This window comes from Sphingomonas sp. EC-HK361 (assembly GCF_902498785.1).
Lineage (GTDB): Bacteria > Pseudomonadota > Alphaproteobacteria > Sphingomonadales > Sphingomonadaceae > Sphingomonas.
Window position 1 is genome coordinate 1,620,306 of the sequence record NZ_LR701494.1, and the last position, 13,753, is coordinate 1,634,058.

The window sequence follows — 13,753 nt, forward strand, 5'->3', positions numbered from 1 at the left end:
CGCGCGCCCGACGCTCGTTGAGCGATCGAAATGAGGAGAGCGACCATGGGCAATGAAGGAATCGACGAGCGCGCAATCGACAGCCTGTCGGTCGCACCAGGCATGGACTCTGGCGCCGACGATGCGAAGCGCGACCAGAACGCCGGGCAGGACGAGACGATCACCAAGCGACTGGAGCGCAATCCGGAAGACAAGGATGCGCAGCTCGACAATGCGCTCGATGAATCGATGGACGCCTCCGACCCGCCGTCGAACACGCAGCCTGGCGGCGGAGAGCCGGCACCGTCCTCTGGCTTCAATCCGGCCGAGGAAGCGGAGCGCCAGCAGGACGCCTGAATGATTGTTGCTTAAATAGCGCAGAATCCGGTCATTTGGCATCGCAGGACTCCGCTCGTCGCATCGCATGTTGCGGCGCGGCAGGATTGCTGATTCCATGCTGAATGCCGGACGACGCGGCGTTAAGGGGCATGTTAACCATCTTGGCGCATCTTCATCCGGCCCGATCATGGGGCGGGGTGACGACGATGGGATCGAAAACAAGACCGGCCGAAGGCGCGATGACATTGGCCGAGATGAAGGAGTTTGCTGGCTTCGAAGCCTCGACGCAGCGCTATATCCGGCGCAGCCTCGATATCGGCCTCGACCGCGACGACGCGCTGGCGCGCTGGTCGCGCGACGTGGTGGAGGCGGCGAGCATCCGCGCGCAGGCGAAGATCTACGCGCGCCTTCCCGATATTCGTGGCATCGTGCCCGACGACAGCGGCCTCGACGCGGTCGAGCCATTCCTCGCGCCGCTGGTCACCATCAGCGCGTTCGATCTGGGCCAGGGGCGGATCAAGACCTTTTCGGCTTACCGCTTTCTCTATGAACGCCTGATCGGGGCAAGCGTGCGGCCGTGGCTGCCCGGCGCCTTCTGCGCCGCCGCCGCGCTACCACATCTCCACCCGGAACTGCGCCGCAAGCTGCTGCAGTCGATCAGCGAAGCCGCTGCGACCGCCTCGGGCTGGTCGTCACGCAAGCCGAGCTTCTTCCCCTATTGGGTGGAAAAGGTGGACACCGCCGCGCTGCCGCATTGATTTGTGGGACGTTAGCTAATTCTCCTCTGGCAGGGGAGGTGGCAGCGCGCAGCGCTGACGGAGGGGTATCGCCCTTTCGATAGGGGGACACCCCTCCACCAGCCTTCGGCTGGTCCCCCTCCCCTTGCAGGGGAGGATTTCACACCTACGCCGTGCGCGATCCCGATAGCGGGAAGCTGCCGAACGCGCCCGCGCCCACCGTTCCCGTAATCGCATCGCCATCCACCGTCGCTGCCATGTCGAGCGTCATCGGCATCGGCACGGTCATCTGCTGCTTCCAGGTCAGCGTATTGCCGTCCACCTCGCCCGATATGTCGCTCGATCCCATCGCGCCGGAATTGGTGCCGGTGAAGCTCGCGCCGTCGCTCTTGACCGTCAGCGTCGATTTCTGATCGCCCAGCGGCGACTTCACCGTGACTTCGTATGTGCCATCGACACCCGACATCATTTGCTCTCCTGGTTCGCGCCCGCCACGGACGCCGCGGAGATGACCTCGACCGGCAGCCCGGCCGAGTCAAGCTGCGGACGGACCTTCGCCGCCTCGCCGACGATCACCCAGGTGAACGCCTTCGGATCGATCGCCCGCTTTGCCGCAGCGTCAACCTGGGGCAACGTCAGCGCACGATATTTTTGCGTGATCGTCGCATAATAGTCGTCGGGGCGCCCGAACCGGTCGTTCGATTGCATTCCGCCGAGCACGTCGCCCGAGGTTTCGAAATCGCCGACGAGCGAGCGAGTCGCGCCCGTGATCGTCCGATCGAACTCGGTCTTCGTCATCGGTTTCGTGCCCACGAACCCCGCGATCTCGCTGCGCACCTCGGCCAGCGATGCGCCGGTCTTGTCCGCCTGCACCGGCGCACGCACCGCATAGGGCGCGGCATGGATGTTGGTCGCAAAGCCGCCGCCCGCACCATAGGACCAATGCTTGTCCTCGCGCAGGTTCATGTTGATCCGCGACAGGAAATCGCCGCCCAGCGCGTCGTTCGCGACCTCGACCGGCAGCGTGTCGTCCGTGCCCTTGAGCGGGGTCGGCGCGGCGCCCGCGACGACCGATTGCGGCGAATCGGGACGATCGACGAGGATGATCTTCGGCGACGGCTTGAACGCGCTGGCGGGGAAGGACTTCGTTCCCGCCGCTCCTGCGGCCTTCCACGCGCCGAACCGCTGGTCGAACGCCGCCTTCACCTCGGCAAGCGGCCGGTCACTGATGACGAAGATCTTCGCCTTGTCGGGGCGCAGCCACGCCTGCTGGAACGCGACGAGGTCGCCGCGGGTCATCGCCGCCACCGCGCGCGGATCGCCCGCACCCGCCTGCTTGGCGTAGGGCGATGCCGGACCGTAGAGATATTTGGGCATTACCCGCCTGGCGAGCGCGTCGGGGCTCGTCAGTTCCTGCGCGATGCCGGCCAGCTGCTGGTTCTTCACGCGGCCCAGCTCGGCTTCCGGAAAGGCCGGCGTCGTCACGATATCGCCGAGCAGATCGACCCCTGCGGCGAGATTGGCGCTTGGCGCGCGCAGGCTGATCGTCGTGCGATCGGCGTTGAACCCGGTGCCGATATCGACGCCCAGCCGCTCCTTCGCTTCGGCAAGCTGGATCGAGTCCAGCTTCGGCGTGCCCTCATCCATCATCTCGAGCGTCAGCTGCTGCGTGCCGAGCTTGCCTGCAACGTCAGCCGCGATGCCGGCATCGAAGCTGACCACCGCCTGGGTGATCGGCACCGTCGTGCGCTGCGCATAGATCATCTCGATCCCGTTCGACAGCTTCGTGCGCTCGACCTTCGGGAAGCTGAGGTCGGCGACCTGGCCGACAGCGGGCAGCGGTCCACGGGTACCCTTCACGGGGGTTTCGGGCGCCGGCACGACCGCGACCTTCGGCGGCACCTTCGCCTCTTCGTAGGCAGGCCGCGCGCCGGGCACGACGGTCACCGCATAGGTCGGCCGCGATAGCCATTTCTGTGCCGCCGCCCGCACCGTTGCCGGCGTCTGGGCAGCGAGCGCGACCAGACGCTTCTTGTAGAAGGCCGGATCGTTGGCATAGAGCGTGCCCTCTGCCAGCGCGACCGCCTTGCCGCCGAACCCGCCGACCGATTCCAGTCCCCCGATACGCCGCGATACGGTGGAGGTGAGCACGCGCTCTACCTCGTCCGCGGTCGGGCCGGTCTTCACGAAATCGGCGATGATCTCGTCCAGCCGCTTCTGCACCACCGCGGGATCGACGCCGGGGCGCACCACCGCATTCGCCCCGAACATGCCCAGCTGGGTCAGCGACTGGACATAGGCGCCCGCTTGCACCGCCAGCTTTTCCTTTTTCACCAGGATGTTGTCGAGCCGCGAGCTCGCCAGCCCGCCCAGCACCGATGCCGCGACCTGCAGCGCGGCCGCATCCTTGTCGCGCATTCCGGGGACCACCCAGTTGCGGGTGATGAGCGTCGCGGCGACCCGGTCCTGGATCGTCGTGTCCTTGCGCGCCGGCAGCGTCGGGATCGGCGCGGTCGGTTGCGTGCTGACCGGGCCGCGCGCGATGCGGCCGAAATATTTCTCGACGAGCGGACGCGCGGTCTTGGCGTCGATGTCACCCGCCAGCACCAGCACGGCGTTGTTCGGGCCATAATGGTCGTGGAACCAGCCCTTCACGTCCGCCAGGCTCGCGCGGTCGAGATCGGCCATCGATCCGATGACGGTGTGGCCATAGGGGTTGGTCGGCGCGAACAGTCCGTCGATGATCGAATATTGCAGCAGGCCGTAAGGCTGGTTGTCGTTGCCGCGCTTCTCGTTCTGCACCACCCCGCGTTGCTCGTCGAGCACGGCTTGCGTGATCGCGCCGGTCAGATACCCCATCCGGTCGCTTTCGAGGAACAGCGCCCGGTCCAGCGCGGCGCGCGGCACCGTCTCGAAATAATTGGTCCGGTCGTAGCTCGTGGTGCCGTTGTAATCGGTCGCGCCGACCGACTTCAGCGGCTCGAAAAAGTCACCCGGCGCATTCTCGGAGCCATTGTACATCAGATGCTCGAACAGATGCGCAAAGCCCGTGCGGCCCGCGGGTTCGAACGTCGATCCGACATTGTACCACACGCTGACCGCGACGATCGGCGCCTTGCGATCGGTATTGACGACGACCCGCAGGCCATTGGGAAGCGTGAACTGCTCGTAGGGGATATCCACCGCCTTCACGAGCGCGGAAACCGGCGCCGGCGCGGGCGTGGCGGTCTGCGCGACCGCGGGCGACACGACGCAGGCGGCACCCGCGAGCACCAGGGCTTTGAACTTCACGACGATATCCCCCCAAAGACTGTATTGCCCGACCATAGCGCATGCGGTCGCGCGGGCAATCCCTTGTTCAGGGGCGATATACCCGCTCGACATGGGCGGCGAGCTCGCGCGGGCGGAACCACACCGGCTTGGTCTGGTGCCGCACGAAAAGCGGCGCCTGATCCGCATAATGGTTCGACGTCGGCCGCGTCGTGGCTGCACCATAGGGCTGGATCGACCGCGACGTGACGCGCCCCTGCCGGTCCCAATCGACGAACATGACGAAGCTGTCGCCATGCTTCACGACCAGCCTCCCGTCGTCTGCCTCGTCCCACAGTGCCGCCGCGCGCAGCACATCGGGCCCGCCGTCAAGCGGCAGGTCGACCGTCCCCTGCCGTAGCCTGAGCGCCGTGCCGAGCGGCACGTCGAGCCGCCCGAAATGCTGCATCAGATACGCTGCCGCGGTCTTCAGCGTCGCGCGCGTATCGGCCTCCGCCCGGCGCTGATAATGCCATTTGTTGCCCGCCCGCAGCAGCAGCGCGGCGAGTGTATCGGCCGGCCCCTTGCCGTCGTAATTCCAGTCCCATTTCGTCATCAGCGCCTGCGCCGCCGCGATGTCCCGATCGCCCTTCGCCGGCGCAGCCGCCAGATCGGCGAACCACGTGCCCGCCCAGCTCTTCCGGCTGACCGCCGTATCGTATTTGATCCGCTCGAGGTCCGCTTCGGAGATCGACGCATCCGCCCCCATCAGCTCCAGCGCGCGCGTCGCGCGGTTGGTGGTGTCGGTTTCGACACCGAGCAGCGGCGGCTGCGGTGCAATCTCGCTTCCCGCCCCCGCCGCGTGATACGGCGTGTTGTTGGCGTTGATGAGGAAGCCCGACGCCGGATTGACGTTCTTCGGATACGCCGAATACGGCACCGTCCCCGCCATCAGATCGCGCGACGTGTCGCCCGGCAGGACGTGCGCATAATCGAACCCCGGCTTCCGATTGAGAAACATCGCATTGTAGACATGCGCGATGTTGCCCCTGGCGTCGGCGTAGAGGAAGTTCGTCGCCGGCACGCCCTGGATCGCCAGCGCCTTTTGCCACTGCGCAAAGTCGCGCGCATGGGTCAGCCGGTAATATTCCTCGATCATCCGAAGCTGATCCGCGCCCGCATAGCGGATCGCACAGGCGCCGGACTTGTTCTCGATCACCGGACCCTGCACGCTGCGATACACCGTCTTCGGCACCGGCAGCACGAACGGCCCGATCTTCACCGGCAGCCATACGCGGCGCTTCTCCAGCGGCCGCCACGCGCCGTCGAACCGGTAGGCATCGCCTGCTTCGTTGAGCGTCAGCTTGTAGATATCGGTCAGGTCCGGCCGGTTGACCGTATTCGTCCACCCCAGCGTCTCGCCATGCCCCAGCACCGGAAACGGCACCCCCGGAAAGGTCGCGCCCGCGAAGTTCCAGCCCGTCCCTGAATGCACGACCAGCTCATACCATGCCACCGGCCCGCGCCACGGCTGATGCGCGTTCGACACCAGCCGCGTATGCCCGTCCGCCGACCGCCTGGGTGCAACGACGAAGGCGTTCGATCCGTTCTGGTTGCCCTCGCCCGCAGCCGGCAGCGCTGCCGGATCGGCCGCGTCCGGCGTCGCGCCAGCAGTCTCCGCCGGCAGCGGTTCGTCGCCAACCAGCGCACCCAGCGTCTGATCCAGCCCGAAGAAGAACGGCGATCGCAGCACGAACCCCGTCGCGATGTCGCGCCCGTTGATCGGGAACAGCTTCGCCAGCCGCACCTCGTCCGGATGCCGCGCGGCATAGGCATTCAGCCCGCTCGCATAGCCGTCGAGCACCGCGCGCACATCGGCGGGTTGCGCCGCATAATCGCGGTCCACCGTCGCCTGTGCCCCAAGCAGCGCCAGCGCGTAATCGGTCTTGGCGCCATCTGCGCCAAGCATCGCGCCCAGCCGCCCACGGCTCATCGCGACCGCTTCCTGCAGCGTCGAAAAGTCGTCCTCGGCATGCGCATAGGCAACGCCGTAAGCGACGTCCGCGTCGGTCTTGCCGAAGATGTGCGGCACCCCGAACGTGTCGCGCGCAATCACGCTGTCATAGCGGTGCGCCAGCGGTGGCGCAGCGGCCCGCGCGAGCAGCGGCTCCCATGTCGCCAGCGCGATCGCGACAAGCAAAGAAACGCCCGCCATTCCGACCGCTATTCGACGCATGGCCCCCATCCTTTCCGTCACCCCGGCCTTGTGCCGGGGTCCACCGCGCCGCATGCTCGCAGGCAAACGACTGTGCGGCACCGTGGATGCCGGAACAAGTCCGGCATGACGAACCGGGCTTGTGTTGCTGATTTGCCACACCATCTAGCGGCGAAGAGAAACAGGATCACGCATGAACCTCGAAAAATTCACCGATCGCGCCAAGGGCTTCCTCCAGTCGGCGCAGACCGTCGCGATCCGCATGAGCCACCAGCGGATCGGCGCGGAGCATATTCTGAAGGCGTTGCTCGAGGACGAGCAGGGCATGGCGGCGGGCCTGATCCAGGCAGCGGGTGGCGATGCGAAGCGCGCGGCGAGCGAAATCGATCTTGCCTTGTCGAAGGTCCCGGCGGTCAGCGGATCGGGCGCGCAGCAGACGCCTGGGCTCGATAACGACGCTGTGCGCGTGCTCGATTCCGCCGAACAGATCGCGCAGCGTGCCGGCGACTCCTTCGTGACCGTCGAGCGCCTGCTGCTCGCGCTCGCGCTGGCGCAGAATACTCCCGCCGGCAAGGCGCTGAAGGCCGCGGGCGTCACTGCGGAGGGTCTGAACGCTGCGATCAATCAGCTCCGTCAGGGCCGCACCGCCGACACCGCGGGAGCAGAGGACCGCTACGACGCGCTCAAGAAATTTGCCCGCGACCTCACCCAGGCCGCAAAGGACGGCAAGCTCGATCCCGTCATCGGCCGCGACGAGGAGATCCGCCGCACCATCCAGATCCTCGCCAGGCGAACCAAGAACAACCCCGCGCTCATCGGTGAGCCAGGCGTTGGAAAAACGGCAATCGCGGAAGGGCTAGCCCTTCGCATCGCCAACGGTGACGTGCCCGATACGCTGAAGGACCGCCGCCTGATGGCGCTCGACATGGGCGCGCTCATTGCCGGCGCGAAATATCGCGGCGAGTTCGAGGAGCGGCTGAAAGGCGTGCTCGACGAGGTGAAGGCTGCCGAGGGCGACATCATCCTCTTCATCGACGAGATGCACCAGCTCATCGGCGCGGGGAAGAGCGAAGGCGCGATGGACGCCGGCAACCTGCTGAAACCCGCCTTGGCGCGCGGCGAGCTCCACTGCGTCGGCGCAACCACGCTCGACGAATACCGCAAATATGTCGAGAAGGACCCGGCGCTCCAGCGGCGTTTCCAGCCTGTGTTTGTCGGCGAGCCGACGGTGGAGGACACCATCTCGATCCTGCGCGGATTGAAGGACCGCTACGAGCTCCACCACGGCGTCCGCATCACCGATGGCGCGATCGTCGCTGCCTCGACGCTGTCGAACCGCTACATCACCGATCGCTTCCTGCCGGATAAGGCGATCGACCTGATGGACGAGGCCGCGAGCCGCATTCGCATGGAGGTGGAGAGCAAGCCCGAGGAAATCGAGAATCTTGACCGCCGCATCATCCAGCTGAAGATCGAGCGTGAGGCGCTCCGCAAGGAAACCGACGCGGCGTCGGTCGATCGCCTCGCCAACCTCCAGGCCGATCTCGCCAATCTCGAGGAACAATCCGCCGAACTGACCGCGCGCTGGCAGGCGGAGAAGGACAAGATCGGCGCCGAGGCCAAGTTGAAGGAACAGCTCGACGCCGCACGCACCGCGCTCGACCAGGCGCAGCGCGAGGGCGATCTCGCGCGCGCGGGCGAGCTATCCTACGGCACCATCCCCGGCTTGCAGAAGCAATTGGACGACGCAGCGGGCGCCACCAAGGGGGCGATGCTGCGCGAGGAAGTCACTGCCGAGGACATCGCCGGCGTCGTCGCGCGCTGGACCGGCATCCCCGTCGACCGCATGCTCGAAGGCGAACGCGAGAAACTGCTCAAGATGGAGGAGGTGATCGGCAAGCGCGTCATCGGCCAGGCCGATGCGGTGCGCGCCGTCTCCACCGCCGTCCGCCGTGCCCGCGCCGGGCTACAAGACCCGAATCGCCCGCTCGGGTCGTTCCTGTTCCTGGGGCCAACCGGCGTCGGCAAGACCGAGCTGACCAAGGCGCTCGCCGAGTTCCTGTTCGACGACGCGAATGCGATGGTCCGCATCGACATGAGCGAGTTCATGGAAAAGCACGCCGTCGCTCGCCTGATCGGCGCGCCTCCCGGCTATGTCGGGTACGAGGAAGGCGGCGTGCTGACCGAGGCCGTCCGCCGGCGCCCCTATCAGGTCGTCCTCTTCGACGAGGTCGAGAAAGCGCATGGTGACGTGTTCAATGTGCTGTTGCAGGTGCTCGATGACGGCCGGCTGACCGACGGCCAAGGCCGCACGGTCGATTTCTCGAACACGCTCATCATCCTGACCTCGAACTTGGGCAGCCAGTATCTCGCCAATCTCGAGGAAGGCCAGGACGTCGAGACCGTCGAACCGCAGGTCATGGAGATCGTCCGTGCCCATTTCCGGCCGGAGTTCCTGAACAGGCTGGACGAGGTGATCCTCTTCCACCGCCTCGGCCAAAGCCACATGGCCCCCATCGTCGACATCCAGGTGGCCCGCGTCGGCAAGCTGCTGGCGGATCGCAAGATCACGCTGGAGCTAACGGACGCCGCGCGCAATTGGCTGGGCCGCGTCGGCTACGACCCCGTCTACGGCGCCCGCCCCCTGAAGCGCGCCGTCCAACGTTACCTCCAGGACCCCCTCGCCGACATGATCCTGCGCGGCGATGTAAAGGATGGGGCGACCGTTCGCGTGGATGAAGGCGACGGGAAACTGGCGGTGTCGGTGTGATCTCCCGATGGAGCGTTCGCATCATCCGGCGACATAAAAAAGGGGCGACTCCTCGCGGAGCCGCCCCTAATTTTTGGCCAGTTGACGAGGGTTAGAAGTTGAACTTCGCGCCCGCGCGGAACTGACGACCGAACACGTTATAGCCCGCCTGGACCGGGTTATACAGATACGCACCGTAAGTGACGGCGTCGATACCAGGCATCCGATCGAAGAGGTTGATCGCGTTCACGTAGAAGGTGAAGCGGTCGGTGACCTTGATGCTCGTGTTGAGATCGAAGGTGATATAGCTCTTCACGCGGCAACCCGTGTAGCTCGGAGCCAGGCCGCAGTCGCGGTATCCGGTCCCCTGATCTTCCGCCGACAGATCATAACCCGAGGTGTAGTTGACCGTGCCGGTGAGGGCATAGGGGCCAGCCTCGATCGTGTTCTGCCAGTTCCCGCGCCAGCGGAACGTCCCCGAACCGGCGGTCAGGTTGAAGTTGCCGAGCGTGTCGACATACGTCTCCTTCGTGCCGTCCGGGAATGTCGTGCTGAGCTCGAGAATGAGGCTCGCATCCAAGTTACTGGTCAGCTTGAACCCACCAAAGTCGTGGAACACGTTCGCGCCGAAATCGATGCCTTCGGACTTGATCGTGTTTGCATTGATCAACTGGGTTTCGACAAAAGCGATACGCGGAAGAAGCGTCGGGTTGTTGACGTCCGGCGCGTCGGCGATGACGTTGTAGCCGGCGGGGATTGCCTGCCCCGCATAATAGGCAGCAATTGCGGGCGCCGATGATGGCGCAGTGATCGCCCCGGTCTTCTTGATGTTGTAGTAATCGACCGTCAGGCGCACGTTGCGCAGAGGCTCGAGCACAACGCCGCCCGTGAAGCTGCGCGACTTTTCCGGCTTCAGGTTCGGCGACGCCAGCGTCGTCAGACCGATCGAGTAACTGGTGAGATACCCTGGGCACGACGTCGCCGCCGTGGTGTCATTGGCGCAAGCCGCGCCGCCGTAGAGCTGACGATACGAGGCCGGGATATTCGTGATCGACTGCGACACATAGCCGGTCGTCGGCAGCGCGTTGGCTTCACCGAAGCTGGGGATGCGGTAACCACGCGAATAGGTTCCGCGCACCGTGACCTGTCGGATCGGCCGGAACTGGGCAGTGAACTTCGGCGAGAACGCGCTCTGACCGCTCGAATAATGGTCATAACGCCCGGCTGCGCCCAGCTCGAGCTGGTCGAAGATCGGTGCCTTGATTTCGCCGAACGCCGAGGCGACCGTGCGATGACCGACGGTGCCGAACGCGTTGAGCGTGAAGTAGCGCTGCGTCGGCCCATTGATGTCCGAGTTCGCGCTCGGCGCATCGACGGCTTCGTAATAGACCGATCCGCCAACACCAAGCTGCAGAGGCCCCCCCGGCAGCTGCGCCAGTTCCTTACCCAAGGTGACCTGGGCCTGATACAAGTCCGACGATGCGTTGGTGATGTTATCCGGTGTCAGGTAATCCAGCGACTGCTGGCTGTTCGCATACGGATTGACGAAATTGAACGAACCGTCGTTCACGACGTCGAGCAGATGCTGGATGTAGACATAACCGGACGATTTGCGCTGCAGATCCGAATGCATCGCGGTCAGATCGACGCGCAGATCGACGTCGTCGAAGATCGTGCTGGTGAGGCCGGCTGCCGCCCGATAAACCCGGTTGCGGGTCCCGTTCGACGTGAGGACGTTCGGAAGACTGCCGATGAGCAGCGCGCGCTGTCCCGACGCCGCGAACGGGTTGTTGGGATTGAGGGTGCCGTTGGCGGCCGTGCAGGCAACCGTCGTGCCGCGGGCGCAGACATAAGCCGGCAGCGACAGGACGAGCGAGCCGGGCGCCCGGTTTGCCGCCGCGCTCGAGGTCGAGAACTGCGGGTAGAAGATGCCCGTGGGCGCATTGCCGCGCAGCGTCGGCGGTCCACCCGTATACTGGGTGCTGGACTGCTGGAAGTTCACCTCCAGATAGCCCTCTGCGTTATCACCGAACCGTCCGGTGAACTTCGCCGATCCGCCGAAGCGCTCGATCTGCGGGGCAACGGTACCGTAGCTCGCATACCCGTCTTCGCGGCAAACCGTGTTGGGCACGTTCGCGTTGTTCGAGGGCGTGCGATCCGCCGCTGTCGGGTTGTAAGCGACTCCGTTGTAGCACTGGCCAGCGAGAAGCTGGTAGCGTGTCCCGGTAATCGCGGTGTTAGTCGTGGCATCCGAAGGGCGGACGTAAAGGTTGCCGAGATTGGCGCTGCCATCGCCCTGCGCGGTCAGCGTGCCATTATTCGTGAGCACGCCGTTCGCATCGAGACCATAGGCCTGGCCGTTCGGTCCGCCAATGCCGCGCTGATCCGAGGTGTTGTACGGATAGCGAAGGTCGCTGTTGTTGACCTCTGCGCTGCGGTAATAGAACCCGCTGATATAGGCGTTGTAGCCCTTTTCATCGAGGTCGCCCGTGCCCGCGGTGAGCGTGAGACGCTGGGTCGCGCCGAAACCCTTTTCGGCAATGCCGGCTTCCACGCGCCCGGCAAGCCCCTTGAACTCCTTCTTGGTGATGATGTTCACCACGCCCGCGATCGCATCGGCGCCGTAGGACGACGACGCGCCGTCGCGCAGCACGTCGATGCGCTCGACGATGTCGTCGGGAATGGTGTTCAGATCGACGAAGTTGCGGCTGCCGTCGTCGGCGAGCGGATAATATGCGGCGCGCAGACCGTCGAACAGGACAAGGGTCGAGTTGGTCGACAGACCACGGAGCGAAACCGACGATGCACCGCCGGCGAATGCGCCATTGGCGGTGAACGAGTTGCCCAGCGCGGGGCCGTTGTTCGACGACAGCTGCTGGATCGCGTCCTGAACGGTGCTGATACCACGCTGATCCAGGTTCGCCGTCGTCAGCGTTGTGACCGGCGAGGCCGTGCTGTCGGTGCCGCGCAGGATCGATCCGGTGACGACGATGTCGTTGGCGGTTTCTTCCTGGGGCGTAGCAGGCGTCTCAGGCGACGTGGTGGTCGTGCCCTGGGGCGTGTTGGTCTGCGGCGCGGCGACGCTGTCCTGCGCGAACGCCGGCGACGCCAGCGCGACCGCGAACGGCGCCGCCGTCGCAAGAAGGCCAAGCTTCCGCATCGAGATAAAATTGCTCACGATATCGTTCCCTCGCTTGGGCCGCGCCGTCGTGGTTTCACGCTTCGGATCGGCCCGATTGCAAGTCCCCCTTTCAACCGCAGAGGCGGCCGCCCAAGGGACATGAGCCTGCGATGCTATGACCGCCCCGCGCATGTAAAGGCTGCATTCAGTTTCAGCCGCGCTTTGGCAGCTGCTGTAGCCAAAATGACACATACCTCAGGGAGGCCGTGTAATAGGTGAATTGCGCCGCAGGAACGTGGCGTAATAAAATGCCAAACGCCTTATTCGGCGTTCATCGGTCCCGCGAGGAGCATCGGGTCGAGCCGGCTGCCCCGCCAGGTCACGCTCCAGTGGAGATGCGGGCCGGTCGCGCGGCCGGTCATTCCGATCGCGCCGATCGGCTGGCCCTGCACCACATAATCGCCGACCTTCACATCGATCCTCGACAGGTGGAGGAAGGCGCTGTTCAGCCCTTGGCCGTGATCGATCATCAGCAGATGCCCCTCCAGCGTGAACGGCGCGTCGGCGGCGAGGATGACGGTGCCATCGGCGGGCGCGCGGACGATCGTGCCGGTGGGGCGGGCGATGTCGGTGCCAGAATGATAGGCTCCCGGTTCCCCGCGGTAGATGCGCTGTGCGCCGAACAGGCCGGAGATGCGCCCCGTCACCGGCCAAGTCAAATGCTGGCGCCAACCATCGCCCGCCCCCTCGATCGCGCGCGCGGCGCTGATCTGTGCAAGCTCTGCGGGGCGGCGGCGCTGGAACTCAGCGCTGGGCACCGGATATTTTGGAAGCCGGTCGAGCCGCTCGATCCGCCACGCGCGCGGCGCGACCGCGATACGCTGTTCGGCGGCGTGGCCATCGGCGAAGGTCGCGGTGAGGAGCGCGTCGGCGCCAGCGTCGCGGTCGAGCCCGATCGGGAAGCGGCCGTCCGGCGTTAGCGGGATCGGCTTGCCGTCGAAAGCGACCCCGACTGCGCCGCGTGGCGCGGTTGCGATGATAAGCCCGCCCTGCACCGCCTCGCCGGTGATCGCAAAGGACGCTGGCGCCATCTGAGCCCCCGCCCATCCGGCGACGAGCACAATGCCGCCCAGAAAAACGGATCGAACGACTTCGCGGCGTCTCACTTCGGCGCGAGCGCCTCGCTGGCCAGCCGTGCGCTGGCAAAGGCGCGCTGGCCGGTCACGTCCCAGTAGCGCAAATCCTCGAGCGCGATCCGCGCGCCCGAAGCCGCACAGGTGACATGGTCCCCTGGCGAGAGAACGCGAAAGCCGTTGGCCATGTAATGGAGCCGTGCGGGCCGGTCGGAATTGGAAACGAGCATC

The 13,753-nt window shown here is 65.6% G+C and carries 9 protein-coding genes; 3 read left to right on the plus strand and 6 right to left on the minus strand.

What is annotated here, in order from left to right; genetic code table 11:
* Positions 1 to 45 precede the first annotated feature (45 nt).
* On the plus strand, positions 46 to 336 hold the full coding sequence (locus BOS5A_RS15220) for a hypothetical protein (protein WP_151955744.1): 291 nt from the start codon (positions 46 to 48) through the stop codon (positions 334 to 336).
* 188 nt (positions 337 to 524) lie between these two features.
* Positions 525 to 1,076, plus strand: a complete 552-nt coding sequence (locus BOS5A_RS15225; RefSeq protein WP_151956028.1) for a hypothetical protein — start codon at positions 525 to 527, stop codon at positions 1,074 to 1,076.
* A 145-nt stretch (positions 1,077 to 1,221) separates the two neighbouring features.
* On the opposite strand, the gene BOS5A_RS15230 is transcribed toward BOS5A_RS15225, so the two are convergent.
* From BOS5A_RS15230 to BOS5A_RS15240, 3 genes are read right to left on the minus strand one after another with little or no spacing between them, the layout of a single operon-like run.
* Positions 1,222 to 1,521 carry a hypothetical protein gene (locus tag BOS5A_RS15230; protein WP_151955745.1) on the minus strand — a complete coding sequence of 100 codons (300 nt, stop codon included), beginning with the start codon at positions 1,519 to 1,521 and terminating at the stop codon, positions 1,222 to 1,224.
* The gene (locus tag BOS5A_RS15235; RefSeq protein ID WP_151955746.1) at positions 1,521 to 4,382 is read right to left on the minus strand and encodes a M16 family metallopeptidase; all 2,862 of its coding nucleotides are present in this window, start codon (positions 4,380 to 4,382) and stop codon (positions 1,521 to 1,523) included. The genes BOS5A_RS15230 and BOS5A_RS15235 overlap by 1 nt, the downstream gene beginning before the upstream one ends.
* 31 nt (positions 4,383 to 4,413) lie before the next feature.
* Positions 4,414 to 6,519 carry a penicillin acylase family protein gene (locus BOS5A_RS15240; protein ID WP_234419367.1) on the minus strand — a complete coding sequence of 702 codons (2,106 nt, stop codon included), beginning with the start codon at positions 6,517 to 6,519 and terminating at the stop codon, positions 4,414 to 4,416.
* Between the two features lie 193 nt (positions 6,520 to 6,712).
* Between BOS5A_RS15240 and clpB the strand changes: the two genes are divergently transcribed.
* Positions 6,713 to 9,289, plus strand: coding sequence for an ATP-dependent chaperone ClpB (gene clpB, locus BOS5A_RS15245; protein ID WP_151955748.1), 2,577 nt, complete (start codon positions 6,713 to 6,715; stop codon positions 9,287 to 9,289).
* Positions 9,290 to 9,380: 91 nt separating this feature from the next.
* Here clpB and BOS5A_RS15250 read toward each other — a convergent pair whose 3' ends face one another.
* From BOS5A_RS15250 to BOS5A_RS15260, 3 genes are all read right to left on the minus strand, one after another.
* Positions 9,381 to 12,428: a TonB-dependent receptor domain-containing protein gene (locus BOS5A_RS15250; protein ID WP_151956029.1), complete on the minus strand. Its 3,048-nt coding sequence runs from the start codon at positions 12,426 to 12,428 to the stop codon at positions 9,381 to 9,383.
* Positions 12,429 to 12,709: 281 nt separating this feature from the next.
* A complete protein-coding gene (locus tag BOS5A_RS15255; protein ID WP_151955749.1) occupies positions 12,710 to 13,480 on the minus strand; it encodes a M23 family metallopeptidase in 771 nt (256 codons plus the stop codon).
* A 71-nt stretch (positions 13,481 to 13,551) separates the two neighbouring features.
* Positions 13,552 to 13,752, minus strand: a complete 201-nt coding sequence (locus tag BOS5A_RS15260) for a DUF2093 domain-containing protein (protein WP_151955750.1) — start codon at positions 13,750 to 13,752, stop codon at positions 13,552 to 13,554.
* Position 13,753: the final 1 nt, after the last annotated feature.